Raw genomic sequence first — 26,640 nt, forward strand, 5'->3', positions numbered from 1 at the left:
TGCGGGTGGGCGCGTCGGCGGCGTCCGGGCTGGTCAGGGACCTAGGTTCCCGGGCATGTCCACGGTCACCGTCCCTGCCGCCCCCGTCCGCCGGGTCGCCCCGGTCGTCGCCTGGCTCGCCGCGGGCTGTGGCCTGGTCGGTGCGCTCCCGGTCGCGTTCTTCGCGCTCTTCGTGGGGCTGTTGTCCCTGGGCTACGAGGACTGGCGCGGTGCGGTGCTCGGTGCGGTGCCGGCGGTGGCGTTCCTGCTCGTGCTGGTCGGTGCGGTGCTGCTGCTGACCGGTCGGTCCTGGCTGGTGCTCGTGCTGGGTTCGGCGCTGTGCGTCGGCTTCGTCGGGGTGGGGCTGGCCGCCGGTGACCTGCGCGAGGACCCGGCGGCCCTCCTGTGGCTCGGCGGCGGGCCGCTGCTGGCGGTCGTGCTGGGCTCGCTGCCCGTCGTCCGGCACTGGGTCGCCGCCCGGCGCGCCGCCCGCGGTTGAGCGGGCGGGCGCGCCGGGGACGGCTGCCCGGCGGGGTGGGTCAGCTGGTCGGCGGCTCGTCCTGGCCGGACGCCTCGAGCTCGTCGGCCTCCTCCTTGGTGTGGTGCACCGCGCCGTCGGCGTGGTCGGCCGGGCCGTAGACGGTGTAGAGCACCCACGGGTTCGGGCCGTCGTTGACGAAGTTGTGCTTGGTCCCGGCCGGGACGACGACGATCTCGCCCGGCTTGACCGTCTTGGACGAACCCTCGATCACGGCCTTCCCGACGCCGCTGACGAAGGACAGGATCTGGTCGTTCTCGTCGTGGGTCTCCTCGCCGATCTCGCCACCCGGCGGGATGGTCATGATCACCAGCTGGGAGTGCTCGCCGGTCCAGAGCACGCGACGGAAGTCGGCGCTCTTCTCGGCCACGGTCGCGATGTCGAAGTGCACGATGTCCTTGGCTGCCATGCCCACCTCTTGCCCCGCCGGGGGGCAGGTCAAGCGCGTTGTGGATCACGGGGTGGTCCACCGTGCACACCCGGGCGTTCCGTGCCGGCCGTCGTCCACACGACGGGCTGGATCCACAGACCGCGACGGCGCCCCTCGGGGTGACGTCGTCGCCCCGAGGCTGGACCGCATGACCGCCTCGTCCGGCCCCGAGCCGGTCCCCGCCCCGTCGATGCCCGGACCGGCCGTCACTGCCGTGGTGCTGTCCGTCCTCCTCGGCGTCTACGCGGTCCTGCTGATGCCCTTCGCCCTCGCTGTGGCCTTCCTCCCGACGGGGGCACCGCTCGCTGCGGGGTGCGTCCTGACGCTGGTGGGGACGCACCGGCTGTGCGCGGGGCGGAGCCGGGACGCACTCACCGCGGGACTGACCCTGCTCACCGCCGCGTACGCGTCCACGGGCCTGGACGTCTGGTCGGTCGGCGAACTCCTCTGGCCGTCGGCCCTCTGCGTGTCGGCCGTCGCGGCAGTGGTGTGCGTGTGGCTGCCGGCCACGGGCAGCTGGCTGGCCGCGAGGCGGCACGAGGACCGACGGCCCGTGCCGGACCCGGCGCCCTAGGCTCACCCGCCATGGCCAAGCAGCCCCGTCCGAGCGCGCCGGTGCGGCGCTCGCCCCGCGCCGCGCGTCCTGCCTCGCAGCGCGGCACCCGTGCCCCGCTGCAACCCGGACGCCCACTGCTCGTGCCGTTCGCGGCGGTCTTCGGCGGCCTGGTGGTGCTGGAGCTGGCGTACCTGACCTGGCTGCTGGTCGACCCCGGCGCGGGGTTCGACGAGGTGCCGGGCTGGCCGGTCGGCGTCCTGGTGGCCATGGCGGTCTGGGTCGCGGTCGGTGCTGTGCTGGTGCTGCTGGGTCGGGCGCGGGGCTGGCTGGTGCTGGCCCTGGGCAGCATCCCCCCGTTGCTGGGGCTGCTGGGGATCGCCGTGCTCTTCGGTTCCCTCGGCGGGGGACGGGCCACCTGGTGGGCGGTGCTGATGACCGTCGGCCCGATCGGGGCCCTCGTCCTGGCGTGCCAGCGGCCGGTCCGGGAGTGGACCCGGCGCCGGGGCACCCCGGGCTAACCTCCCCGGTGTGACCACCGACACCGCTGACGTCATCGTGGTGGGGGCCGGCCTGGCCGGTCTCGTCGCCACCGCCGAGCTCGCCGACGCCGGCAAGCGGGTCCTCCTGCTGGACCAGGAGCCCGAGGCGAACCTGGGCGGACAGGCGTTCTGGTCCTTCGGTGGGCTGTTCCTGGTCGACTCGCCCGAGCAACGCCGGCTGCGGGTGCGGGACTCCCTGGAGCTCGCCCGGCAGGACTGGTCGGGCACGGCCGGGTTCGACCGGCCCGAGGACCACTGGCCCCGGCAGTGGGCCGAGGCCTACCTGCAGTTCGCCGCGGGGGAGAAGCGCGCCTGGCTGCGGGAGCAGGGCATCCGCTTCTTCCCCGTCGTCGGCTGGGCCGAGCGGGGCGGCTACACCGCCACCGGCCACGGCAACTCGGTGCCCCGCTTCCACATCGTCTGGGGCACCGGCCCGGCCATCGTCGAGCCCTTCGCGCGGCGGGTGCGAGAGGCCGTTGCCCGCGGCCTGGTCGACGTCCGGTTCCGGCACCGGGTGGACGCCCTGGTCGTCACCGACGGCGCCGTCACCAGCGTGCGCGGCGGGGTGCTCGAACCGTCGTCCGCGGCCCGTGGTGAGGCCACCTCGCGGACCGAGGTGGGGGAGTTCGAGCTCGGCGCGCAGGCCGTCGTCGTCACCTCCGGGGGGATCGGGGCCAACCACGACCTGGTGCGGGCCAACTGGCCGGCCCGGCTCGGTCCGGTCCCGGAGCGGCTGCTGTCCGGGGTCCCGGCGCACGTGGACGGCCGGATGCTGCAGGCCACCGAGGCCGCGGGCGCCAGCGTGGTCAACCCCGACCGGATGTGGCACTACACGGAGGGCATCGAGAACTGGGACCCGATCTGGGCCCGGCACGGCATCCGGATCCTGCCCGGGCCCAGCTCGCTGTGGCTCGACGCCACCGGCAAGCGGCTGCCCGTCCCGCTCTACCCCGGCTTCGACACCCTGGGGACCCTCGCGCACATCGGCACCACCGGTCACGAGCACACCTGGTTCGTGCTGGACCGGAAGATCGTGGAGAAGGAGTTCACCCTGTCGGGCTCCGAGCAGAACCCGGACCTGACGGGCAAGGACCTCAAGCTCCTGCTCACCCGGGTGCGCGGCGGCCCGGCCGCGCCGGTGCAGGCGTTCCTGGACCGGGGCGTGGACTTCGTGACCGCCCCGACCGTCGCCGAGCTGGTCGCCGGGATGAACCGGGTCACCGGCGACACCCCGCACCTGGACGCCGCCGTCGTCGAGGCCGAGATCGTCGCCCGGGACCGCGAGACGGCCAACCGCTTCTCCAAGGACGGCCAGGTCACCGCCATCAGGGCCGCCCGCCGGTTCCTGGGCGACAAGCTGATCCGGGTCGTCCCGCCGCACCGGATGCTGGACCCCGAGGCGGGCCCGCTGATCGCCGTCCGGCTCAACCTGCTCACCCGCAAGACCCTGGGCGGGCTGGAGACCGACCTCTCCGGCCGGGTGCTCCAGCCCGGCGGCGAGGTGTTCCCGGGGCTGTACGCGGCCGGGGAGGTGTCCGGGTTCGGCGGGGGCGGCATGCACGGCTACCGCTCGCTGGAGGGCACGTTCCTCGGCGGGTGCCTGTTCTCCGGCCGGGTCGCCGGACGGGCGGTCGCCGCGGCCCTCTGAGGGGGGCCGGACCCACCTGTCGGGTCAGCTGGCGCCGGCGACCTGGTCGCGGCCGGCGGCCTTGGCCCGGTACAGGGCGGCGTCCGCGGCCGACACCGCCGCGGCGGTCTCGGCGGCGCCCGCGGTGCGGGGCCGCGTGCAGTGCACGCCGACGCTCACGGTGAGCCCGGCCTCCGCGGCGTCGTCGGGGGCGGCGGCCCGGGCCCGCCGTGCGTCGGCCAGCAGACGGCTCGCGGTGGACGCGGTGCCCTCGGCGTCAGTACCGGGCAGCAGGAGGGCGAACTCGTCCCCGCCGATCCGGGCGGCGAGGTCGCCGGGGCGCCGCAGCGCCGCCGAGAGCAGCCCGGCCACCACGACCAGTGCGCGGTCGCCCGCGGCGTGGCCGAAGGTGTCGTTGACCTGCTTGAAGTGGTCCACGTCGACGACCACCAGGCCCAGCGGGGTGCCTTCCCGGGCGCACCGCTCCCACTCCCGCTGCAACGCCTCCTCCCAGCCCCGCCGGTTGGGCAGACCGGTCACCGGGTCCAGGGTGGTCTGCCGCTCCAGGGCCTCGGTCTGGGCGAAGAGCAGCCGGGCCTGCGCCGCGACGCGGTAGGCCGCCGCCAGCCCCACCAGGACGGCGGTGCCCACCAGCGCCACGGCCGTGGTCAGGTCCCGGCTGTCGATGCCGGCCGTGGTCGCCGCCAGCAGGCTGGCCACCGACCAGGCCGGCACCAGGGTGGCGGTCACCGGGAACGGCAGCCGGGCGTGCAGGCAGAGGATCGCCGCCGTGTGCAGGCTCAGCAGCAGCCACCCGGTGGGCGTGCGGTCCCCGCCCAGGGCGAGCGCGACCACCGCGTAGACGGCGAACCCCGCGACCAGCACCCGGGCCGTCGTGCGGTAGCTGGTGGTGCGGCGGACCACCAGCGCGAGCACCACGCTGGCCGCGCCGACGACCACGTGGTCGGTGAGGCCCACCAAGCCCCACGCCGGCCCCCGCAGCAGGTTGACCACGAAGAAGACCACGTTGTAGGCCAGCACCAGACCGGCCACCAGCAGCACGTCCCGGCGCAGTCCCGGCAGCTGGGTGGCCAGGAAGCGGTCCTCCTGCGCGGGGTCGGCCAACCGCGCGGTGAGGGGGTTCAGCGCGGCGGGCACGGCACATCAGAGCACGCAGCAGCGGCCCCCGCCCCCCGGGTGCGGGGCGGTGTCCCCGCGCGGGTGGACCGTGGCACCGGGGGGTCCCCGCGCGGCTGCCAGACTGGTCGGCGTGTCTCCCGCTCTCGACCCCGCCGTCGCCGACCTGCTGCGACGCACCCCCGACGGCCTCGTCGCCGCCGTCGCCCAGCAGCACGACACCGGCGAGGTGCTGATGCTGGCCTGGATGGACGACGAGGCACTGCGCCGCACCCTGGCCACGGGGGAGGCCACCTACTGGTCGCGCAGCCGGGGCGAGTACTGGGTCAAGGGCGCCACGTCCGGGCACCACCAGGCGGTGCGCGAGGTCCGGGTCGACTGCGACGGCGACGCTCTGCTGCTGCTGGTCGACCAGACCGGCCCGGCCTGCCACACCGGGGAGCGGTCCTGCTTCCACCGCTCGCTGGAGGTCTCCCGTGCGGCTGGGTGAGACCCTCCCGTCCGCCGCCGACTTCGCCGCGGCACCGGGCCCCGTCGTCCCCGTCACCCGCCGGCTGCTCGCCGACTCCGAGACCGCCGTCGGGGTCTACCGCAAGCTCGCCGGCAACCGGCCGGGCACCGTGCTGCTGGAGTCCGCCGAGCAGGGGAAGCAGTGGTCCCGGTACAGCTTCGTGGGCGTCCGCAGCGCCGGCGTGCTCACCGAGCGCGACGGCGCCGCGCTGTGGCTGGGTGACCCGCTGCCCGGACTGACCGAGGACCTGCCGACCGACCCGCTGGACGCCGTCCGGACGCTGGCCCGGCGGTTGCGCAGCCCGCGGGAGTCGACCCCGCACGCCGCCGACCTGCCACCGCTCACCGGCGGGCTGGTCGGGTACCTGGGGTACGACGTCGTCCGGCGGCTGGAGCGGCTGCCGCAGACCGCCGTCGACGACCTGGGCATGCCCGAGCTGGCGATGACGCTGGTCACCGACCTGGCGGTCCTCGACCACCACGACGGCACCGTGCTGCTCATCGCCAACGCGCTCGCCGGGACCCCGCAGGCGTACGCGGACGCCACGGCCCGGCTCGACGACATGGCGCACGCGCTCACCCAGGCGTCCCCGCCCGGGGTGGCGACCGTGGTGACCGCCGACCCCGGCACGGTCTACGACCGGGTCGTCAGCAACACCCCGCCCGGTGGCTTCCAGGCCGGGGTGGAGGCCGTCCGCGAGCACGTCCGGGCCGGCGACGTGTTCCAGACCGTGCTGTCCCAGCGGTTCTCCCGGCCCACCGACGTCGACGCGCTGGACCTCTACCGGGTGCTGCGGGCGACCAACCCCTCGCCGTACATGTACCTGCTGCGCTTCGCCGGCCGGGAGTCGCCCTTCGACGTCGTCGGGTCCTCGCCCGAGGCGCTGGTCACCGTCACCGGCGACCACGCCGTCGTGCACCCGCCGGCCGGCACCCGGCCGCGCGGTGGCTCCCCGGAGGAGGACGCGCGGCTGACCGAGGAGCTGCTCGCCGACCCCAAGGAGCGGGCCGAGCACGTGATGCTGGTGGACCTGGCCCGCAACGACCTGGGCCGGGTCTGCGTGCCCGGGACGGTCGAGGTCGCGGACTTCATGCGGGTGGAGCGCTACAGCCACGTGATGCACCTGGTGTCCACGGTCGCCGGTCAGGTGACCCCCGACCGGGACGCGCTGGACGTCTTCGACGCCACCTTCCCCGCCGGCACCGTCTCCGGGGCCCCCAAGCCCCGCGCGATGGAGGTCATCGAGTCCCTGGAGCCCACCCGCCGGGCGCTGTACGCCGGCACCGTCGGCTACCTCGACGCCGGCGGCGACATGGACATGGCCATCGCCATCCGCACCGCCGTCCTGCACCAGGGGACGGCGTACGTGCAGGCCGGTGCCGGGGTGGTCGCGGACTCCGACGCCGACGCCGAGGAGGCCGAGACCCGGCACAAGGCCCGTGCCGTGCTGTCGGCCATCGCCACCGCGGAGGGGCTGCGGGAGCTGTCGTGACCCAGCCCCCCGAGACACCGGCCCGCCCCGCGCGGGACACCCGGCGCGAACTCACCGCGGCGGTGCTGCTCAGCGCCGTGGCCGGCGCGTTGGCGCTGTCCTCCGGCGGACAGCCCTGGGCCGACGTGACCGTCACCCGGCAGCCACCGCTGCCGCCCTACGCCGACGTGCTCACCGGCGGCGAGCTGGCCCCGCTGGTACCCGCGACCGGCCTGCTCCTGCTGGCCGGGGCGGTGGCGCTGTTCGCGGTCCGCGGGTGGGGCCGGGTCGCCGTCGGGCTGCTCACGGCGGTCGCCGGTGGCGTGCTCGTGGTCTCCGGCGTCCGGGCGCTGACCGGTTCGGTCGACGTCGGCACGGGGGACCTGGGCGGCTCGGTCATCGGGCTGGGCGGGGCCACCGTCGACGTCGCGACCAGTGCCGCCTGGCCGGTGCTCGCCGCCCTCGGGGGGGTGCTCGGCTGTGTCGCCGGCGTCCTCGTCGTGCTGCGTGGCCGCTCCTGGCCAGGCCTGGGACGGCGCTACGAGCGCACCCCCGGCGCCGCCGAGCCCGCCCGCCGGCAGCCGTCCCGGCCGGAGTCCGCCGAGGACCGGCACCAGGCCGCCTGGAAGGCCCTGGACAACGGCACCGACCCCACCGACGACCCCCGGGACGACGCCACCCGGGAGCCCGGGCGGTGAGCGCAACCCCGTGCGGACGCTGCCGGGCCGCTTCTCTACAGTGTGTCCACCGATCCGACCGGTGAGGGGACCAGCCTGATGTGGCATCCAGTGAGCAACCCAGGGGACGACCGAGCGTGAACGTCCTGATGGACATCGTGGCCGGCGCGCGCGAGGACGTCGCCGCCCGCCAGGCAGCGACCCCTCTGGTCGAGGTGCAGGCCCGTGCCCGCGACGCCCGGCCCTCCCTGGACGCCCTCGCCGCACTGCGTGCCCCCGGCGTCGGCGTCATCGCCGAGGTCAAGCGCAACAGCCCCAGCAAGGGCGCGCTGGCCGACATCGCAGACCCGGCCTCGCTGGCCGTGCAGTACGCCGCCGGCGGTGCCCGGGTGATCAGCGTGCTCACCGAGCGCCGCCGCTTCCACGGCACCCAGGCCGACCTCGCCGCCGTGCGCGCGGCCGTGGACGTCCCGGTGCTGTGCAAGGACTTCGTCGTGTCCAGCTACCAGGTGCACGAGGCCCGGGCCTGCGGGGCCGACGTCGTGCTGCTGATCGTCGGCGCCCTGGAGCAGAACGCCCTGGTCGGGCTCCTCGAGCGGATCGAGTCCCTGGGCATGACCGGCCTGGTGGAGGTGCACACCGAGGCCGAGGCCGACCGTGCGCTGGAGGCCGGCGCCTCGGTGATCGGGGTCAACGCCCGCGACCTCACCACGCTCGACGTCGACCGCTCCACGTTCGAGCGCATCGCCCCCGGGCTGCCCACCGAGGTCGTCAAGGTGGCCGCCTCCGGCGTCCGCGGCCCGCACGACCTGATCAGCTACGCCGGCGCCGGTGCCGACGCGGTGCTCGTGGGGGAGGGCCTGGTCACCTCGGCCGACCCGCGCCAGGCCGTCGCGGACCTGGTCACGGCGGGGTCTCACCCCGCCACCCCCCGCCCCACCCGCTGAGCGCGCCCCGCCGGCCGGTCCCACCGCGCTGACCAGCACCCGGTAGCCGGTTTGTCGGACCGCCCAGCCACACTGGTGGGGTGACTGCGACGACCGCCCCGCCCACCCCCGTAGCCAGCCTGACCAGGCCGCGCCCGGAGTGGCCGGACGCGACCGGGCACTTCGGTCCCTACGGCGGCCGGTTCGTGCCCGAGGCGCTCATCGCGGCCCTCGACGAGCTGACCGAGGCCTACGAGCAGATGCGCGTGGACCCGGTGTTCCTGGCCGAGTTCGAGCGGCTGCACCGCGACTACACCGGCCGGCCCTCCCCGATCACCGAGGTGCCCCGCTTCGCCGAGCACTGTGGCGGCGCCCGGGTGCTGCTCAAGCGCGAGGACCTCAACCACACCGGCTCGCACAAGATCAACAACGTGCTGGGTCAGGCCCTGCTCACCAAGCGCATCGGCAAGAAGCGCGTCATCGCCGAGACCGGCGCCGGTCAGCACGGCGTGGCCACCGCGACCGCGGCCGCGCTCATGGGCCTGGACTGCACGGTCTACATGGGCGAGGAGGACACCCGCCGCCAGGCGCTCAACGTCGCCCGGATGCGACTGCTGGGTGCCGAGGTCATCCCGGTGACCACCGGGTCCAAGACCCTCAAGGACGCCATCAACGAGGCCTTCCGCGACTGGGTCACCAACGTGGAGACGACGAACTACGTCTTCGGCACCGTCGCCGGCCCGCACCCCTTCCCGGCCATGGTCCGGGACTTCCAGCGGGTCATCGGCGACGAGGCCCGCGCGCAGCTGCTGGAGCGCGAGGGCCGGCTGCCCGACGCGGTGCTGGCCTGCGTCGGTGGCGGTTCCAACGCGATCGGCATCTTCACCGCCTTCGTGCCCGACGCCGACGTGCGGCTGGTCGGCCTGGAGGCCGGTGGCGACGGCGTCGAGACCGGCCGGCACGCCTCCTCGATCACCGGCGGCGACCCGGGCGTGCTGCACGGCGCCCGCTCCTACCTGCTGCAGGACGCCAACGGGCAGACCGTCGAGTCGCACTCGATCTCGGCCGGGCTGGACTACCCCGGGGTCGGCCCCGAGCACAGCCACCTGCACGACCTGGGTCGCGCGGAGTACCGCCCGGTCACCGACAGCCAGGCCATGGAGGCCTTCGCGCTGCTGTGCCGGACCGAGGGCATCATCCCGGCGATCGAGAGCGCGCACGCCCTGGCCGGGGCGATCACCCTGGGCCGCGAGCTGGGTCCCGACGCGCTGCTGCTGGTCAACCTGTCCGGCCGGGGGGACAAGGACGTGGAGACCGCCAGCGCCTGGTTCGGCCTGGGCGGGACCCGGGGTGACGCCCCGACCGACTCCGACGAGCGAGCCGTCGAGGACGGGCACGGCGGTGAGCCCGGTCCCGCGCTGGGGACCCCGGAGGAGACCACCGTGCAGGACGGGGACGCGCTGTGAGCGCCCCGGGCACGACCAGCCTGCTGGCCGAGCGGATCGGTGTCGCCCGGTCCGAGGGCCGCTCCGCGCTGATCGCCTACCTGCCGGTCGGGTACCCGACCGTGCCGGGCTCGATCGAGGCCATGGTGGCTGCGGTCGAGGGCGGTGCCGACGTCGTCGAGATCGGCGTCCCCTACTCCGATCCCGGCATGGACGGCCCGACCATCCAGGAGGCCGTCGAGGTCGCGGTCCAGGCCGGGGTCGGCATGGCCGACGTGCTGACCGCCGTGGCCGCCGTCGCGCAGGCCGGTGCGGTGCCGGTCGTCATGAGCTACTGGAACCCGATCGAGCGCTACGGCGTACAGCGTTTCGCCACCGACCTGGCCGCCGCCGGGGGAGCGGGGGCCATCACCCCCGACCTCGTGCCCGACGAGGCCGCGGCCTGGATCGCGGCCAGCGAGGAGGCCGGGCTGGACCGGGTCTTCCTGGTCGCGCCGTCCTCCACCCCGGCCCGGCTGGCCACCACCACCGCGGCCTGCCGCGGGTTCGTCTACGCCGCCTCCACGATGGGCGTGACCGGGACCCGGGCCACCGTCGGGGACGCCGCCGAGGTGCTCGTCGCCCGCACCCGTGAGGCCGCGGGCGCCGACCTGGCGGTCTGCGTCGGCCTCGGGGTCAGCAACGGCGACCAGGCTGCCGAGGTCGCCGCCTTCGCCGACGGCGTCATCGTCGGTTCGGCCTACGTCCGACAGCTGCTGGACGGCCACGGCCCCGACGGGGTCCGCGCCCTGTCCGCCGACCTCGCCGAGGGGGTCCGGCGCCGGTGACCACCGAGCTGCTCGCCGCCATCCCCAGCCCCAGTCAGGGCACCTGGGAGATCGGGCCGTTCCCGCTGCGCGCCTACGCGTTGTGCATCATCGCCGGGATCGTGCTGGCCGCGGTCATCACCGAGAGGCGCTTCGTCGCCCGCGGCGGCGCCCCCGGCGACGTGCTGGACATCGCCGTGTGGGCGGTGCCCTTCGGCATCGTCGGCGGGCGCGTCTACCACGTGCTCACCACCCCCGAGCCCTACTTCGGTGAGAACGGCGACCCGGTGCGGGCCCTCTACATCTGGGAGGGCGGGCTGGGCATCTGGGGCGCGATCGTCCTGGGTGGGGTCGGTGCGTGGATCGCCTGCCGCCGTCGCGGTATCCCGCTGCCGGTCTTCGCCGACGCGCTGGCCCCGGGCCTGCTGGTCGCCCAGGCGGTCGGCCGGCTGGGCAACTGGTTCAACCAGGAGCTCTTCGGCGGTCCCACGACGCTGCCCTGGGCGCTGGAGATCGACCCCCGGTTCCGGCCGGAGGGCTACGAGCAGTTCGCCACCTTCCACCCCACCTTCCTGTACGAGCTGCTGTGGAACCTGGCCGCGGCGGCCCTGGTCGTCTGGGCCGACCGGCGCTTCCAGCTCTCGCACGGCCGGGCCTTCGCGCTGTACGTCGCCAGCTACTGCCTGGGCCGTGGCTGGATCGAGATGCTCCGCATCGACACCGCCGAGCGGTTCTTCGGGTTGCGCCTCAACGTGTTCACCGCCGTGATCGTCGGCGTGCTCGCGGTGGCCTACCTGGTCTGGCAGCGCGGCCGCCCGCGGGAGCTGCTCACCCGCGGCCAGGAGGCCCGGGCCGCGGTCGACGACGAGGCCGCCGACAGCACCCCGGTCGAGGACCCCACCGACGGTGTGGCGCCCACGGCTGCAGCCGACGCCGAGGCCTCGCGGACCGGCTCCTCGCCGGCCCGGGACAGCCCCGCGGACCCGCCCCCCACCAGCCCTTCCGCGTCTCCTGGAGACCGTCCCTGACCACGGCGTCAGCCACGGCGGCACCCCCGCTCGGGGAGACGTTCGCCTCACTGCCTGGGCGTGTCGCCAGTGTGTCCACTCTGTGTACGCTCGCCCCGAGGTCACCCAGCGATCCTGGGTGTACCGACCCTGTCGGAACGGGCCAGCGACGCCCCGCGCACGACACCCCGCGGGCACCCGACCGCGGGAGCGCGAGCGCCCTCGGGCACGCCGCACGGACCGGCCTGACCCCGCCCTGACCACGGACCGCCGGCACGAGACACCGACCCACCCGCGGGCACCAGCCCGCACCTGCACCGCCCCCGCCCGCACCTGACCCACCCGGCCCCCGCCACGCACCGGCTCCCCCCGGCCGCCGCGGGCCGCGCCGACGACGGGAGTGACCGATGTCTGTCTCCACCTCGCCCGAGTCCGCTGGAGTCGCGCTCCGCACCGGAGTGCCCTTCTCGGCCGTGCCGCAGGCCCAGGGTCTCTACGACCCCGCCAACGAGCACGACGCCTGCGGTGTCGCCTTCGTGGCCGACGCCCAGGGCCGGCGCTCACGGTCGATCGTGGCCATGGGCCTCACCGCGCTGCACAACCTGGACCACCGGGGTGCCGCCGGTTCCGAGCCCAACTCCGGGGACGGCGCCGGCATCCTGACCCAGGTCCCCGACGCGCTGCTGCGCGCCAGCGTGGACTTCGACCTGCCGCCGGCCGGGGAGTACGCCGTCGGTGTGGCCTTCATGCCGCAGGACGAGGCCGCGCGGGCCGAGCGGGTCACCGACGTCGCCCGCCTGGCCGCCGAGGAGGGCCTCGTCGTCCTGGGGTGGCGCGAGCTGCCCATCGCGCCCCAGGCTGCCGACATAGGCCCCACCGCGCTCGCGGTCATGCCGCACTTCGCCCAGCTCTTCGTCGCCGAGGGCACCGCTGCCCGGGCCGACGCGACCGCCTTCGGCGGGAACACCACCAGCCACGGGGTCACCCGCCTGGAGCGGCGGGCCTTCGTGCTGCGCAAGCGGGCCGAGCGTGCCGCGGCCGACGCCGGCAGCTCGCTGTACTTCGCCTCGCTGTCCTCGCGGACCGTGACCTACAAGGGCATGCTGACCACCGACCAGCTGCCGGCGTTCTTCCCGGACCTGACCGACGAGCGGTACGAGTCGGCCATCGCGCTCGTGCACAGCCGGTTCTCCACCAACACCTTCCCCAGCTGGCCGCTGGCGCACCCCTTCCGCGTCATCGCCCACAACGGCGAGATCAACACCATCAAGGGCAACCGCAACCGCATGCGGGCCCGCGAGGCCAAGCTGGACACGGCCCTGTTCGACGGCCCGGCGGGCCCCGCCAGCGAGCTCGGCCTGGACCGCGTCTTCCCGGTCACCGCCGCGGACTTCAGCGACTCCGCGACCTTCGACGAGGTGCTGGAGCTGCTGCACCTGTCCGGCCGCTCGCTGCCGCACGCCGTGCTGATGATGATCCCCGAGGCGTGGGAGAACCACGCCGAGATGGACGCCGCCCGCCGGGCGTTCTACCGGTTCCACTCCGCCGTCATGGAGCCCTGGGACGGGCCGGCCTGCGTCGCGTTCACCGACGGCACCCAGATCGGCGCCGTGCTGGACCGCAACGGCCTGCGCCCGGGTCGCTGGTGGCGCACCAAGGACGACGTCGTCGTGCTGGCGTCGGAGGTCGGCGTGCTCGACATCCCCGCCGCCGACGTCGTGGCCAAGGGCCGCCTGCAGCCGGGCCGGATGTTCCTGCTGGACACCGCGCAGGGCCGGATCATCGCCGACGACGAGGTCAAGGGCGCCCTGGCCGCCGAGCACCCCTACGACGACTGGCTGCACGCCGGGCTGATCCACCTGCCCTCGCTGCCCGAGCGTCGCCGCTCGCGGCCCAGCCACGAGTCCGTCGTCCGTCGCCAGCTGCTGTTCGGCTACACCGAGGAGCAGCTGCGCGTCCTGCTGCAGCCGATGGCCGCCAGCGGCGCCGAGCCGATCGGCTCGATGGGCACCGACACCCCGGTCGCCGCGCTGTCGGACCGCTCCCGGCTGCTCTACGACTACTTCGGGCAGCTCTTCGCCCAGGTGACCAACCCGCCGCTGGATGCGATCCGCGAGGAGCTCGTCACCAGCCTGGGCCGCACCTTCGGCCCCGAGCAGAACCTGCTCGAGCCCACCCCGGCGTCCTGTCGTCAGGTCGTGCTGCCCTTCCCGGTCATCGACAACGACGAGCTGGCCAAGATCCTGCACATCGACGACGACGGGGACCTCCCCGGCTTCGCCGCGGTGCGGATCACCGGGCACTTCGACGTCACCGGTGGCGGTGCGGCGCTGGAGAAGGCGGTCGCCGACCTGCAGGTCAAGGTCAGCAAGGCCATCGCCGCCGGCGCCCGGGTCATCGTGCTGTCCGACCGGGACTGCGACGAGAAGCGCGCCCCGATCCCGTCTCTGCTGATGACCGCGGCGGTCCACCACCACCTGGTGCGCGAGCGCACCCGGATGGAGGTCGGCCTGGTCGTCGAGTCCGGCGACTGCCGCGAGGTGCACCACGTCGCGCTGCTGCTGGGCTACGGCGCGGCCGCGGTGAACCCCTACCTGGCCTTCGAGAGCGTCGAGGACCTCATCCGCGACGGCCTGCTCACCGGCGTGCAGCCGGCCCAGGCCGTGCGCAACGTGGTCAAGGCGATGGGCAAGGGCGTCCTGAAGGTGATGTCCAAGATGGGCATCAGCACGGTCGGCTCGTACACGATGGCGCAGATCTTCGAGGCCGTCGGCCTGTCCAAGGACCTGGTGGAGCGCTACTTCACCGGCACCTCCTCCACCCTGGGTGGCGTCGGGCTGGACGTGCTGGCCGAGGAGGTGGCCATGCGCCACCGTCGGGCCTACCCCTCCAACCCCACCGAGGTCGCCCACCGCAAGCTCACCGTGGGCGGTGAGTACCAGTGGCGCCGCGAGGGCGAGGTCCACCTGTTCAACCCCGAGACGGTCTTCCTGCTCCAGCACGCCACCCGCTCGCGGCAGTACGACGTCTTCGGCAAGTACACCGACGCCGTCGACCAGCTCTCCCGCGAGGCCTCGACGCTGCGTGGTCTGTTCGACTTCAAGAAGGGCCTGCGCCCCGCGGTCCCGATCGAGGAGGTCGAGCCGGTCTCGGAGATCGTCAAGCGGTTCTCCACCGGGGCGATGAGCTACGGCTCGGTCTCCCAGGAGGCGCACCAGACCCTGGCCATCGCGATGAACCGCCTCGGCGGCAAGTCCAACACCGGCGAGGGCGGTGAGGACGCCGACCGCTTCACCCCCGACGAGAACGGCGACCTGCGCCGCTCGGCGATCAAGCAGGTCGCGAGTGGCCGCTTCGGGGTGACCAGCGAGTACCTGGTCAACGCCGACGACATCCAGATCAAGATGGCCCAGGGCGCCAAGCCCGGTGAGGGCGGTCAGCTCCCGGGCTCGAAGGTCTACCCCTGGATCGCCCGCACCCGGCACTCCACCCCCGGGGTCGGTCTGATCTCCCCGCCGCCGCACCACGACATCTACTCCATCGAGGACCTCAAGCAGCTCATCCACGACCTCAAGAACGCGAACAACGAGGCGCGGGTGCACGTCAAGCTGGTCTCCGAGGTCGGGGTCGGCACCGTCGCGGCCGGGGTCAGCAAGGCCCACGCCGACGTCGTGCTGATCTCCGGTCACGACGGCGGCACCGGTGCCGCGCCGCTGACCTCGCTCAAGCACGCCGGCTCGCCCTGGGAGCTCGGCCTGGCCGAGACCCAGCAGACCCTGCTGGTCAACGGCCTGCGCGACCGCATCACCGTGCAGGTCGACGGGCAGATGAAGACCGGCCGTGACGTCGTCGTCGCCGCGCTGCTGGGCGCCGAGGAGTTCGGTTTCGCGACCGCGCCCCTGGTGGTCAGCGGCTGCGTGATGATGCGCGTCTGCCACCTGGACACCTGCCCGGTCGGGGTGGCCACCCAGAACCCCGAGCTGCGCAAGCGGTTCACCGGCCAGCCCGAGTTCGTCGTCACCTTCTTCGAGTTCCTCGCCGAGCAGGTCCGCGAGCTGCTGGCCGAGCTGGGCTTCCGGTCCATCGAGGAGGCCGTCGGCCAGGCCGAGGTGCTGGAGACCCGCGCGGCGGTCGACCACTGGAAGGCCGCCGGGCTGGACCTCGCCCCGGTGCTCGCCGTGCCCGAGCTGCCCGAGGGTGCCCCGCGTCGCCGGGTCCGCGGCCAGGACCACGGTCTGGACGTCGCGCTGGACCAGACCCTGATCCAGCTGTGCGAGGGCGCCCTGCTCGACGCCCGGCCGGTCAGCCTGCAGCTGCCGGTCCGCAACGTGAACCGCACCGTCGGCACGATGCTGGGCGCCATGGTCACCCGCCGCTTCGGCGGCGAGGGCCTGCCCGAGGGCACCATCGACCTGACCTTCGAGGGTTCCGCGGGCCAGTCCTTCGGCGCCTTCGTCCCGGCCGGGATCACCATGACCCTGCTGGGGGACGCCAACGACTACGTGGGCAAGGGCCTGTCCGGCGGCCGGATCGTCGTCCGCCCGGCGCTGGAGGCCACCTTCGCCGCCGAGGACGCCGTCATCGCCGGCAACGTGATCGGCTACGGCGCCACCGGCGGGGAGATCTTCCTGCGCGGTCGGGTCGGCGAGCGCTTCTGCGTCCGCAACTCCGGTGCGCTGGCGATCGTCGAGGGCGTCGGCGACCACGCCTGCGAGTACATGACCGGTGGCCGTGCGGTCATCCTGGGCGCCACCGGCCGCAACGTCGCCGCCGGCATGAGCGGTGGCATCGCCTACGTGCTGGACCTGGCCAAGCACCGGGTCAACGGCGAGATGGTCGACGTCGAGTCGCTGTCCGGCGAGGACTCGCTGTGGCTGCGGGCCACCCTGACCCGCTACCGCGACGAGACCGGCTCCGCCGTCGCCAGCTCGCTGCTGGCCGACTGGGGCCGGTGGTCCGAGCGGTTCAGCGTGATCATGCCGCGCGACTACCGCCGCGCCATGGAGGCCGCCCGGGCCGCCGAGGCCGCCGGTCACGACGTCGACCGCGCCGTCATGGAGGCCGCTCGTGGCTGACCCCCGCACCCCTCGCGTCCCCCGTCCCTGCTCCCTCCAGGAGGCCTGCTGTGCCTGACTCCACCGGTTTCCTCAAGTTCGAGCGGGCCACCCCGCCGCGGCGTCCGGTCGACGTCCGGATCCGGGACTGGAAGGAGGTCTACCTCGAGCGCCAGCAGGGCGGCGAGGAGGCCTTCGGGACGGCGGCGCTGCGCACCCAGGCAGCGCGCTGCATGGACTGCGGCATCCCGTTCTGCCACCACGGCTGCCCGCTGGGGAACCTGATCCCCGAGTGGAACGACCTGGTGCGCCGCGACGACTGGCGGGAGGCCGTCGAGCGGCTGCACGCCACGAACAACTTCCCGGAGTTCACCGGGCGGCTGTGTCCGGCGCCCTGTGAGGGCTCCTGCGTGCTCAACCTGAACGAGTCACCGGTGACCATCAAGCAGGTCGAGGTCGAGATCATCGACCGCGCCTTCGCCGAGGGCTGGGTGGAGCCGCAGCCGCCGGCCGAGCTGTCGGGCAAGAAGGTCGCCGTCGTCGGCTCGGGGCCCGCAGGTCTGGCCGCCGCGCAGCAGCTGACCCGGGCCGGCCACGAGGTCACCGTGTACGAGCGGGCCGACGCCATCGGCGGGCTGATGCGCTACGGCATCCCCGAGTTCAAGATGGAGAAGCGCCACCTGGACCGCCGGCTGGACCAGATGCGTGCCGAGGGCACCCGGTTCGTCACCGGTGTCGAGGTCGGGGCCCCCGGCTCGGACCTGTCGGTCGAGCAGCTGCGTGCCGACTTCGACGCCGTCGTGCTGTCCGGTGGCGCCACCATCGGCCGGGACCTCCCGGCCCCGGGTCGCGACCTGGCGGGCATCCACCTGGCGATGGAGTTCCTGCCCGGTGGCAACCGGCAGGCCCTGGGCCTGGTCGACCGGCCCGAGATCGACGCCCACGGCAAGCACGTGGTGATCATCGGCGGCGGTGACACCGGCGCGGACTGCCTGGGCACCTCGCACCGGCAGGGTGCGGCCTCGGTCGCGCAGCTGGAGATCATGCCCGAGCCGCCGTCCTCGCGGGGACCGAAGAACCCCTGGCCCACGTACCCGATGGTGCTCAAGGTGTCCTCCGCGCACGAGGAGGGCGGTGACCGGCTCTACTCGGTCAACACCGAGCGCTTCGTGGGCGACGAGGACGGTCACGTCCGGGCCATCGCCGTGCACGACGTGGAGATGGTCGACGGCAGGTTCACCAAGGTCGAGGGCACCGAGCGCGAGCTCCCCGCCGACCTGGTGTTCCTGGCCATGGGCTTCACCGGTGCGCAGAAGGAGGGCCTGGTCGAGGGCCTCGGCGTCGAGCTCGACGCCCGCGGCAACGTGGTCCGGGACGCCGAGTTCATGTCCACCGTCCCCGGGGTCTTCGTCGCCGGTGACGTTGGCCGGGGCCAGTCGCTCATCGTGTGGGCCATCGCCGAGGGTCGCGCCGCCGCCGGCGCCGTCGACACCTGGCTGACCGGTTCCTCGATGCTGCCCCGTCCGATCACCCCGACGGCGGTCGCGCTCCGCTGACGTCTCGGCCCGGCCCGCCGCGATCGTCGGTGGGCCGGGCCAGGTGGACGTCCTAGACGTCCCCCTGGAACACCGGTGGGACGCGTGTGCTCCCATGTGGGGTTGGTCCTGGACCGCCTCCCTGACCGGCTAGGTTGTGCACCATGTCCCGTCGCGCCAAGATCGTCTGCACCCTGGGCCCCGCCGTGGGCACCGCCGAGCAGATCACCGCCCTCGTCGAGTCCGGCATGGACGTCGCCCGGCTGAACTTCAGCCACGGCGAGCACGCCGACCACGAGCGCAACTACCACCTCGTCCGGCAGGCCTCGGACGCCGTGGGCCGTGCCGTCGCCGTCCTGGCCGACCTCCAGGGCCCCAAGATCCGCCTCGGGCGCTTCGCGGACGGGCCGGTCACCTGGGCCACCGGCTCCCGCGTGTGCATCACCGTCGAGGACGTGATGGGCACGGCCGAGCGGGTCGGCACCACCTACAAGAACCTCGCCAACGACGTCCGTGTCGGTGACCGGCTGCTCGTCGACGACGGCAACCTGTCCCTCACCGTGGTCGAGGTCGACGGGCCCGACGTGTGGTGCCTCGTCCTCGAGGGCGGCGTCGTGTCCAACAACAAGGGCCTGTCGCTGCCCGGGGTCGCCGTGAGCGTCCCGGCGATGAGCGAGAAGGACGAGGAGGACCTCCGGTTCGCCCTGGGCCTCGGGGTCGACTTCATCGCGCTGTCCTTCGTGCGCCGCGCCGAGGACGTCGAGCTGGTGCGCGAGATCATGCGCCAGGTCGACGTCGACCTCCCGGTCATCGCCAAGCTGGAGAAGCCCGAGGCCGTCGAGAACCTCGAGGCGATCGTGGAGGCCTTCGACGGCATCATGGTCGCCCGCGGCGACCTGGGTGTGGAGCTGCCGCTGGAGCAGGTCCCGCTGGTCCAGAAGCGCGCCGTGCAGGCCGCCCGTGAGCGCAACAAGCCGGTCATCGTCGCCACCCAGATGCTCGAGTCGATGATCAACAACTCGCGACCCACGCGGGCCGAGGCCTCCGACGTCGCCAACGCGGTGCTCGACGGCGCCGACGCGGTCATGCTGTCCGGGGAGACCTCGGTCGGGAAGTTCCCCATCGGCGCGGTGCGCACGATGGAGCGCATCATCGACGCCGTCGAGACCGACGAGGTCCGCGTGCCGGCCCTGGTGCGCCAGTCCCGGTCCCGCTCGGGCGCCATCGTCAAGGCCGCCCGCGAGGTCGGCGAGGCCCTGGACGTCGACGCGCTGGCCGCGTTCACCATGACCGGTGACACCGTCCGCCGCCTGGCGGCCCTGCACACCCGCCTGCCGATCCTGGCCTTCACCACCGACCCCCGGGTCCGCAGCCGGATGGCGCTGTCGTGGGGCGTGGAGACGTTCCTGGTCCCCGAGGTCGGGCACACCGACGACATGGTCGGGCAGGTCGACTTCTCGCTGCTGTCGATCGGCCGGCTCAAGGAGGGCGACCGGGTGGTCGTCGTGGCCGGTTCCCCGCCGAACATCCAGGGTTCGACGAACCTGGTCCGGGTCCACGAGATCGGTCAGCATGCGTGACTGAGTCCCCGGCGGCTGCGCTCCTCGAGGTCCTCGACCTCGAGGAGCGGTCCCCGGACCTGTACGTGGGCCGGACGCCGAGCACCCCACTGCAGCGGGTGTTCGGCGGTCAGGTCGCGGCCCAGGCCCTCATGGCAGCCACCAGGACGGTCCCGGCGGACCGGGGGGTGCACTCGTTGCACTCCTACTTCCTGCGGCCCGGTGACCCGCACGAGGAGATCCGCTACGAGGTGGACCGCATCCGTGAGGGGCGGTCCTTCTCGACCCGCCGGGTGGTGGGGCGCCAGACCCGCAAGGGCGAGGACGTCGCGGTGTTCGCGCTGACCGCGGACTTCACCGCGGGGGAGGCCCCGGTGGTGGAGCACTCGCTGCCGATGCCGCAGGTGCCGGGCGCCGAGACGCTGCCGGGCATCGACGAGGTCAGCGCCGCCCACCCGGGCCGCGCCACCGGGGCCCGGGCGTTCGCCGGCGTCGTCGAGCAGCGCTTCCTCGAGGACCCGTTCGACCCGGCCCCCAAGACCCCGCCGCACACCCAGAGCCACACCTGGTTCCGGGTCACCGGCCGGCTGCCCGACGACCCGGGAGTGCACGCCGCCGCGCTGACCTTCGTCTCCGACCTCACCCTGCTGTCGGCCGGGCTGGCCCGGATCGGCGGCGGTTGGGGCGGGGACCACGTGGGCGCCTCGCTGGACCACGCCGTCTGGTTCCACCGCCCCCTGCGCGCCGACGGCTGGTTCCTCTACGAGACCGACAGCCCGGCCGCGGCGTCGGGCCGGGCGATGAACCTGGGCCAGATCTGGGCCGCCGACGGCACGCACGTGGCGACCGTCGCCCAGGAGGGCCTCATCCGCTCACTCGGCTGAGCGGGAGGACTCCTCGTCCGGGGCGGTGACGGTGCCCTCGGCCGGGACGTCGGCGTCGACGGGTGCGGCGGTGGTGCCGTCCACCTGCTCGACCTCGGCCACGGTCTGGAACTCCACGGGCTCGGGCTGCACCGCCTCGGCGGCTGCCCGGGCCACCTCGGCCTCCTGCGCGATCGCGGCTTCCCGCTCAGCGGCCTGGCGCTCGGCGGTGTCGCGGGCTTCTCGCTCAGCGGCCTTCTTCGCCGCCGCTGCCTCGGCGAAGTCGTTGGCCAGCCAGTCGTGGCCCTCGCGCAGCAGGGTCCACAACCGCTCGACGTGCCGACGCTCGGTGGCGGGGGAGCCGATGGCCACCCGCAGCACCACCTCGCCGGATACCGTGGTGTGCGTCAGGTACACCTCTCCGCCGTCGGAGAGCCGGTCCAGCAGCGTCATGGTGGCGACGTCGCCGTCGACGCCGTACGGCCACCGGGGCTTGAGGACGACGAGGGAGAGCGGGTGCGGGGCGACGACGTCGAACCGTTCGTCGGCGCCCACCCAGGCGGCCAGTTCCTGGGCCAGGGCGACGTGTCCGCGGACGTGCTCGCGCAGCCCCTCGGCGCCGTACCAGCGGACCACGAACCACAGCTTGAGCGCCCGGAAGCGCCGGCCCAGCTCGATCTGCCAGTCCCGGTAGTCCACGACCGCGCCGCTCTCGGTGGCGGCGTTGCGCAGGTACTCCGGCAGGATCGCCAGGGCGCCGGTGAGCGAGGCCCGGTCGGCGGTGAAGAACAACGTGGCGTCGAAGCCGGTCAGCAGCCACTTGTGCGCGTCGGTGGTGTAGCTGTCTGCCCACTCGACGCCCTCCTGCAGGTGGCGCAGCTCCGGGGCGACCGCAGCCGCCCCGGCCCAGGCGGCGTCCACGTGCAACCAGACCCCGCGGTCCCGGCAGATCGGCCCGATCTCGGCCAGCGGGTCGAAGGCACCGGTGGACGTCGTCCCGACCGTGGCGCAGACGAGCACCGGGGTGAACCCGCGGGCGACGTCCCGGTCGATGCGGGCGGCCAGTGCCTGCGGGCGCATGGCCAGGTCGCCGTCGACCTCGACGATGCGGACGGTGTCAGTGCCCAGGCCGGCGATCCGGGCGGCCTTCTCCATGCTGGAGTGGGTCTGCGCCGAGACGTAGACGGTCATCTCGCCGGGGGAGACCCCGCCGCGCACCGTGCCCCCGCCGGTGGCCCGGTGCAGGGCCGCGAGCAGCGCGACGAGGTTGGCCCCGGAGCTGGAGTCCTGCACCACGCCGCCACCGGTGCTGTCGTGCCTGTAGGTGGCGGGCAGTCCGAGCAGGTCGACGAACCAGTCCATCACCTGCTGCTCGAGCTCGGTGGCCGCCGGGCTGGTCACCCAGGACATGCCCTGCACGCCCAGCGCGGAGCTGACCAGGTCCCCGAGCACGGAGGGCCCGGAGGTGTTGGCCGGGAAGTAGGCGTAGAAGCCGGGGTGCTGCCACTGCGTCAGCCCGGGGACGACGACCCGGTCCAGGTCGGCGAGCACGGCGGCGAAGGGCTCGCCGGCCTCGGGTGCGGCGTCGGGCAGCAGGGCCGCGACGTCACCGGGGGAGACCTGCGAGCGCACCGGCAGCGACTCGACCCGGCCGAGGTGGTCGGCGATCCAGTCCACGACCTCGTGGCCGTGCGCGCGGAACTGCTCGGGGGTCATGTGGCCGGTCACCCCACGAACCTATGCCGCCCGGCGTGCGACCACCGCGCCCCACCCCGGCGGACGGCCACGGGGTGCTCCTGTGTGCCCCCGGTCCGATTCGAACGGACACTGTGCGGGTTTTGAATCCGCTCCCTCTGCCATTGGGGTACGGGGGCCCCGACCGGCAGCCTACGGCGCGGTGCCCGTCGGGGTGAGCACGTGCCCCGGTGGGCTCGATAGGGTGGACGGGTGAGCAACGAGCCAACCCGGGTCCTCATCGCCGAGGACGAGGCACTGATCCGCCTCGACCTCAAGGAGATGCTGGAGGAGGAGGGTTACCTGGTCGTCGGCGAGGTCGGGGACGGTCAGGCCGCCGTCGACCAGGCCCGTGAGCTCCGTCCGGACCTCGTGGTGCTCGACGTGCAGATGCCGGTCCTGGACGGCCTGTCGGCCGCCGAGCAGATCGCTGCGTCGCGGATCGCCCCGGTCATCGTGCTGACCGCCTTCAGTCAGCGCGAGCTGGTCGAGCGGGCCCGCGACGCGGGCGCCATGGCCTACCTGGTCAAGCCCTTCTCCAAGGCCGACCTGGTCCCTGCCATCGAGGTGGCCCGGGCGCGCTTCGTCGAGATGACGGCCCTGGACGCCGAGGTGGGTGACCTCAAGGAGCGGCTGGAGGCCCGGAAGGTCGTCGAGCAGGCCAAGGGCAAGCTGATGGCCGACCGCGGGATCACCGAGGCCGAGGCCTTCCGCTGGATCCAGCGGACCGCGATGAACGAGCGCACCTCCATGAAGGCCCTCGCCCAGGTCGTGCTGTCCGGCGACGCGGGCCCGGCAGAGACCCCGACCGCCTGAGTCTCCGCTGCCCCCGGTCGACGGTCAGCCGGCCCGGGTCGCTCCGGGCCGCTCCGGGTCGTCCCGGGTGACGGTCGTGTTTCGGCGTGTCCCGGGTGTCACGATCGGTGGCGTCTCAGGTCACAACCCCATCACGGTGCGCCTCAGGGCCCCTGTGGCGGTGCGCACCACGGCTAGGTTCCTCGCACTGGCAGGTCGGTTCCGGGTTGCCCCGGTCCGCATCCTGCGGAGCGATGAACCACCACGACTGGGAGTCACTGTGAAGCGCACTGGCAAGTTCGCCCGCGCCGTGGCCGTCTCCGGCGTCGTCCTGATCGCTGCCTCCGCCTGTGGCGGCGGCGGCGACGAGGACACGTCGGGCAGCGGCAGCGGCAGCACCGGGGGCAGCGAGGAAGCCGTCACCAACATCTACGGCTCCGACGGCAACATGGGTTCGGCTCTGGGTGACCAGTTCACCGACGGCGGCGCCCTGGCCGGCATGAAGGGCACCACCCCGCTGACCGACCTGTCCGGTGACTTCAAGTCGCGTCTGGACGCGCTGAACCCGGACCTCGGTGGCACCTACAACTACGCGGGTGAGTCCTACGACGCCGTCATGCTGAGCGCCCTGGCCGCCGTGGCCGCCGGCTCCAGCGACGCCACGGTGTTCGCCCCCTACATCAACGGCCTGACCACCGGTGGGGAGGCCTGCTCGGACTTCGCCTCCTGCCTGGCCATCCTGTCCGCCGGCGGGAACGTCGACTACGACGGCCCGTCCGGCCCGCTGGACTTCACCGAGGCCGGTGAGCCCTCCGTCGCCAGCTTCGGTCTGCTGCAGTTCGGCGAGGACAACGCGATCGACGACTCGCTCACCGAGTTCCAGATCGCCGGCGACGACTCGCAGGCGGCCGGCGACGACACCCTGCCGATCGCCCCGGCCGGCACCACCGGTGACCCGCTGACCATCGGCACCCTGCTCCCGCTGACCGGTTCGCTGGCCTTCCTCGGCCCGCCCGAGGTCGCCGGTGTGCAGCTCGCCGTCCAGGAGATCAACGAGGGCGGTGGCGTCCTGGGCGCCCCCGTCGCGCTGGTGGAGGGCGACTCGGGCGACACGTCGACCGACACCGCCAACACCACGGTCGACCGCCTCCTGCAGGCCGGTGCCAACGCCATCATCGGCGCGGCCTCGTCCTCGGTCAGCCTCACGGTCATCGACAAGATCACCGCGGCCGGTGTCGTCATGTTCTCCCCGGCGAACACCTCCGACCAGTTCACCGCCTACAACGACAACGGCCTGTACTTCCGCACCGCTCCGGCGGACGTGCTGCAGTCGGTCCCGCTGGCGGACCTGGTCGTCGGTGACGGCAACACGACCGTCGGCATCCTGAACCTCAACGACGCCTACGGCACGGGCCTGGCCACCAACGTGACCGCGAACCTGGTCGACGGCGGTCTGGCCGAGGACGACATCATGCAGATCACCTACGACCCCACGGCGTCGTCCTACGACTCCGAGGTCCAGTCGATGGTGGACTTCGCCCCCGACGCCATCGTCGTGATCGGCTTCGACGAGTCGGCTCGCATCATCCAGGAGCTCAACGCCCAGGGCATCGGCCCGGCGCGCTGATCTCGAGCACCTGATCTCGAGCACCTGAGCGACGCACTCCCGCACCACGGACGGCCCGGTTCCCCAGAGGGGAGCCGGGCCGTCCTGCGTGTGGGCTCCGGGGCGGCCGGGCGCGTGCCCGCGCTCACGCCCGGGGAGGGCCGTCCGGCCGGGGTGCGGGTGGGACGATGGGCCGGTGACCGCAGCCCCCGTGACCGACCTGGAGGGGCCCTCGCTGAGCCGCCGTCAGGAGCTGGGCGCCGCCAGCGCACGCAGCCTCCTGCTGACCGTGCTGGGGGAGTTCGTGCTCCCGCGCCGTGAGCCCGTCTGGACCTCGACGCTCCTCGAGCTGCTGGCCGACCTCGACGTGGCCGAGAAGGCCGCCCGGCAGGCGCTCATGCGCACCGCGGACGACGGCTGGACCGTCGGACGCCGCATCGGTCGGGAGACGCGGTGGGACCTCACGGAGGCGGGCACCCGCCTGCTGGAGGAGGGCACCGAGCGCGTGTACGGCTCCGCCTCGGCGGAGCGGCCCTGGGACGGCAGCTGGTTGGTGGTCACGGTGTCTGTGCCGGAGAACGCCCGGGCGCTGCGACAGCGGCTGCGGACCCGGCTCGGCTGGGCCGGGCTCGGCGCCTCGAGCCCCGGCGTCTGGGTCAGCCCACGCCCCGACCGGGAGGCCGAGGTCGCCCGGGTGCTGTCGGAGCTGGGGCTGACCGAGGGCAGCTGGTCCTTCGTGGCCAGGGCCGGACAGGTCGGCGACGAGAGGTCCCTGGTGCGCAGCGCCTGGGACCTGGACGCCATCGAGGGCCGGTACGAGGACTTCCTGGAGCTGGTGGGGTCGCGGCGGCCGCGCACCGACCGCCAGGCGCTCGTCGCCCAGGTGAGGTTGGTCCAGGAGTGGCGGCGGTTCCCGCTGCTGGACCCGGGCCTGCCGCGTGAGCTGCTGCCGCCGCGCTGGAGCGGCAACCGGGCCGCCCAGGTGTTCCGTGAGCGGCACGCCACCTGGGCACCGCGTGCCGCGGCCGCCTGGGACGAGCTGGCAGGCAGCCGCACCACCTGAGCCCCGGGGGTCCCCACCGGGTCCGGCGGCCTCAGCCCAGGACGAGCCACCCGGCCGCGAGGACGCCCGCCGTGGCTGCGACCACCCGGACGGTGTCCACGCGCAGCAACCGGCGGTGGGCCCCGGCGTCCCAACCGGAGTCCAGCACCCGGTGCAGCGGGACCGCGGCCAGCGCGGTCACCCCGAGCACGACCGCGAGGCAGCCGGCGCCGGCCAGGACGGGTCCGGCCGGGACGGCGCCGCGCAGGGCCAGCACCAGCAGCCAGACCGTCGTCACGCCCTGACCGGCGAACAGCGGCCCGACCACCCGGGTGACGCGCTGCTGGTGCGCCCGCTCGTAGGCCGCGAACCCCGCACCGACCCCGGCGAACTGGGGGTAGACGAGCACCCGGACGGTCCACTGGAAGCCGGCGTAGGCGGCCACGAGCACCAGGTGGGTGACGGCGAGGGCGGTCACCGGCCCTTGGCCGGCTTCCCGCGCCAGGCCAGGCTCTGCCGGTCCAGCTCGCGCAGCAGCGGGTCGCCCTCGTCGTCGATGCGTTCGGCCAGCGCCACGGCGGTGGCCAGCCCGGTGTCGTCGAGCTGGGTGAAGGCAGGGGAGCGGCGCCGGTCCAGCACGTCGTACCAGCGGGCACCCACTGCGTGGTCGAGCACGATCCGGCCGAAGCAGTGGTCGGAGGTCACGACCCAGCGCTCGGCCCTTGCTCGGGCGGGGAGCCGGTCGAGCACGAGCTCCCGGTAGCGGGCCAGCAGCTGCTCGCGGGTCACCAGCCCAGGACAGC

General features: G+C 73.9%; 23 protein-coding genes and 1 tRNA gene. 18 read left to right on the top strand and 6 right to left on the bottom strand.

All coding sequences use genetic code 11. The features are described from left to right. Positions 1 to 55: 55 nt before the first annotated feature. Positions 56 to 478 carry a hypothetical protein gene (locus ASG41_RS19725; protein WP_056299372.1) on the top strand — a complete coding sequence of 141 codons (423 nt, stop codon included), beginning with the start codon at positions 56 to 58 and terminating at the stop codon, positions 476 to 478. Between the two features lie 40 nt (positions 479 to 518). On the opposite strand, the gene ASG41_RS19730 is transcribed toward ASG41_RS19725, so the two are convergent. Next, positions 519 to 926 (bottom strand): cupin domain-containing protein, encoded by a 408-nt coding sequence (locus tag ASG41_RS19730; RefSeq protein ID WP_200939143.1) that lies wholly within the window; start codon positions 924 to 926, stop codon positions 519 to 521. Positions 927 to 1,095: 169 nt separating this feature from the next. On the opposite strand from ASG41_RS19730, the gene ASG41_RS19735 reads away from it, so the two are divergent. From ASG41_RS19735 to ASG41_RS19745, 3 genes are read left to right on the top strand one after another with little or no spacing between them, the layout of a single operon-like run. Continuing rightward, on the top strand, positions 1,096 to 1,521 hold the full coding sequence (locus ASG41_RS19735; protein ID WP_056299375.1) for a hypothetical protein: 426 nt from the start codon (positions 1,096 to 1,098) through the stop codon (positions 1,519 to 1,521). Between the two features lie 11 nt (positions 1,522 to 1,532). Then, complete coding sequence (locus ASG41_RS23805; RefSeq protein WP_157519557.1) at positions 1,533 to 2,021, top strand: hypothetical protein; 489 nt, start codon at positions 1,533 to 1,535, stop codon at positions 2,019 to 2,021. A 10-nt stretch (positions 2,022 to 2,031) separates the two neighbouring features. Beyond that, positions 2,032 to 3,690: an FAD-binding dehydrogenase gene (locus ASG41_RS19745; protein WP_056299380.1), complete on the top strand. Its 1,659-nt coding sequence runs from the start codon at positions 2,032 to 2,034 to the stop codon at positions 3,688 to 3,690. 24 nt (positions 3,691 to 3,714) lie between these two features. Here the strand turns inward: ASG41_RS19745 and ASG41_RS19750 are convergent, their stop codons facing one another. Next, on the bottom strand, positions 3,715 to 4,827 hold the full coding sequence (locus tag ASG41_RS19750; protein ID WP_056299383.1) for a diguanylate cyclase: 1,113 nt from the start codon (positions 4,825 to 4,827) through the stop codon (positions 3,715 to 3,717). A 112-nt stretch (positions 4,828 to 4,939) separates the two neighbouring features. Between ASG41_RS19750 and hisI the strand changes: the two genes are divergently transcribed. From hisI to ASG41_RS19805, 11 genes are all read left to right on the top strand, one after another. Beyond that, positions 4,940 to 5,296, top strand: a complete 357-nt coding sequence (hisI, locus tag ASG41_RS19755; RefSeq protein WP_235564937.1) for a phosphoribosyl-AMP cyclohydrolase — start codon at positions 4,940 to 4,942, stop codon at positions 5,294 to 5,296. Further along, positions 5,283 to 6,809 (top strand): anthranilate synthase component I, encoded by a 1,527-nt coding sequence (locus tag ASG41_RS19760; protein ID WP_056299390.1) that lies wholly within the window; start codon positions 5,283 to 5,285, stop codon positions 6,807 to 6,809. The genes hisI and ASG41_RS19760 overlap by 14 nt, the downstream gene beginning before the upstream one ends. Next, complete coding sequence (locus ASG41_RS19765; RefSeq protein WP_056299394.1) at positions 6,806 to 7,486, top strand: Trp biosynthesis-associated membrane protein; 681 nt, start codon at positions 6,806 to 6,808, stop codon at positions 7,484 to 7,486. Before ASG41_RS19760 ends, ASG41_RS19765 begins: the two co-directional genes overlap by 4 nt. Before the next feature lie 116 nt (positions 7,487 to 7,602). Then, positions 7,603 to 8,412, top strand: coding sequence for an indole-3-glycerol phosphate synthase TrpC (trpC, locus tag ASG41_RS19770; RefSeq protein ID WP_200939144.1), 810 nt, complete (start codon positions 7,603 to 7,605; stop codon positions 8,410 to 8,412). A gap of 119 nt (positions 8,413 to 8,531) precedes the next feature. Continuing rightward, a complete protein-coding gene (gene trpB, locus ASG41_RS19775; RefSeq protein ID WP_056299800.1) occupies positions 8,532 to 9,857 on the top strand; it encodes a tryptophan synthase subunit beta in 1,326 nt (441 codons plus the stop codon). Further along, positions 9,854 to 10,663 (top strand): tryptophan synthase subunit alpha, encoded by an 810-nt coding sequence (gene trpA / locus ASG41_RS19780; protein WP_056299399.1) that lies wholly within the window; start codon positions 9,854 to 9,856, stop codon positions 10,661 to 10,663. Before trpB ends, trpA begins: the two co-directional genes overlap by 4 nt. Then, positions 10,660 to 11,670, top strand: a complete 1,011-nt coding sequence (gene lgt / locus ASG41_RS19785) for a prolipoprotein diacylglyceryl transferase (RefSeq protein ID WP_082557149.1) — start codon at positions 10,660 to 10,662, stop codon at positions 11,668 to 11,670. Before trpA ends, lgt begins: the two co-directional genes overlap by 4 nt. Before the next feature lie 386 nt (positions 11,671 to 12,056). Continuing rightward, positions 12,057 to 16,724 carry a glutamate synthase large subunit gene (gltB, locus tag ASG41_RS19790; RefSeq protein ID WP_235564938.1) on the top strand — a complete coding sequence of 1,556 codons (4,668 nt, stop codon included), beginning with the start codon at positions 12,057 to 12,059 and terminating at the stop codon, positions 16,722 to 16,724. Between the two features lie 50 nt (positions 16,725 to 16,774). Beyond that, entirely contained in the window at positions 16,775 to 18,259 is a 1,485-nt protein-coding gene (locus tag ASG41_RS19795) for a glutamate synthase subunit beta (RefSeq protein WP_056299406.1), read from the top strand. A gap of 143 nt (positions 18,260 to 18,402) precedes the next feature. Further along, positions 18,403 to 19,818, top strand: a complete 1,416-nt coding sequence (gene pyk / locus ASG41_RS19800; RefSeq protein WP_056299409.1) for a pyruvate kinase — start codon at positions 18,403 to 18,405, stop codon at positions 19,816 to 19,818. Next, on the top strand, positions 19,815 to 20,681 hold the full coding sequence (locus ASG41_RS19805) for an acyl-CoA thioesterase II (RefSeq protein ID WP_056299412.1): 867 nt from the start codon (positions 19,815 to 19,817) through the stop codon (positions 20,679 to 20,681). The genes pyk and ASG41_RS19805 overlap by 4 nt, the downstream gene beginning before the upstream one ends. Here the strand turns inward: ASG41_RS19805 and ASG41_RS19810 are convergent. Together ASG41_RS19810 and ASG41_RS19815 are read right to left on the bottom strand one after the other, a co-directional pair. Further along, positions 20,670 to 22,388, bottom strand: a complete 1,719-nt coding sequence (locus ASG41_RS19810; protein ID WP_235564939.1) for an aminotransferase class V-fold PLP-dependent enzyme — start codon at positions 22,386 to 22,388, stop codon at positions 20,670 to 20,672. The genes ASG41_RS19805 and ASG41_RS19810 overlap by 12 nt on opposite strands. Before the next feature lie 73 nt (positions 22,389 to 22,461). Further along, positions 22,462 to 22,534: transfer RNA gene (locus ASG41_RS19815), tRNA-Leu, on the bottom strand. 73 nt (positions 22,535 to 22,607) lie between these two features. On the opposite strand from ASG41_RS19815, the gene ASG41_RS19820 reads away from it, so the two are divergent. The 3 genes from ASG41_RS19820 (at position 22,608) to ASG41_RS19830 (ending at position 25,858) form a co-directional block, all read left to right on the top strand. Next, positions 22,608 to 23,210 (top strand): ANTAR domain-containing response regulator, encoded by a 603-nt coding sequence (locus ASG41_RS19820; RefSeq protein WP_056299415.1) that lies wholly within the window; start codon positions 22,608 to 22,610, stop codon positions 23,208 to 23,210. Between the two features lie 259 nt (positions 23,211 to 23,469). Further along, positions 23,470 to 24,816, top strand: coding sequence for an ABC transporter substrate-binding protein (locus ASG41_RS19825; protein ID WP_235564940.1), 1,347 nt, complete (start codon positions 23,470 to 23,472; stop codon positions 24,814 to 24,816). Between the two features lie 175 nt (positions 24,817 to 24,991). Then, complete coding sequence (locus ASG41_RS19830) at positions 24,992 to 25,858, top strand: PaaX family transcriptional regulator C-terminal domain-containing protein (RefSeq protein WP_056299417.1); 867 nt, start codon at positions 24,992 to 24,994, stop codon at positions 25,856 to 25,858. Between the two features lie 31 nt (positions 25,859 to 25,889). On the opposite strand, the gene ASG41_RS19835 is transcribed toward ASG41_RS19830, so the two are convergent. Further along, positions 25,890 to 26,315 carry a hypothetical protein gene (locus ASG41_RS19835; RefSeq protein ID WP_056299420.1) on the bottom strand — a complete coding sequence of 142 codons (426 nt, stop codon included), beginning with the start codon at positions 26,313 to 26,315 and terminating at the stop codon, positions 25,890 to 25,892. Continuing rightward, positions 26,312 to 26,626, bottom strand: a complete 315-nt coding sequence (locus ASG41_RS19840) for a hypothetical protein (RefSeq protein WP_056299422.1) — start codon at positions 26,624 to 26,626, stop codon at positions 26,312 to 26,314. The genes ASG41_RS19835 and ASG41_RS19840 overlap by 4 nt, the downstream gene beginning before the upstream one ends. Positions 26,627 to 26,640: the final 14 nt, after the last annotated feature.

The organism is Modestobacter sp. Leaf380, assembly GCF_001424485.1.
GTDB lineage: Bacteria > Actinomycetota > Actinomycetes > Mycobacteriales > Geodermatophilaceae > Klenkia.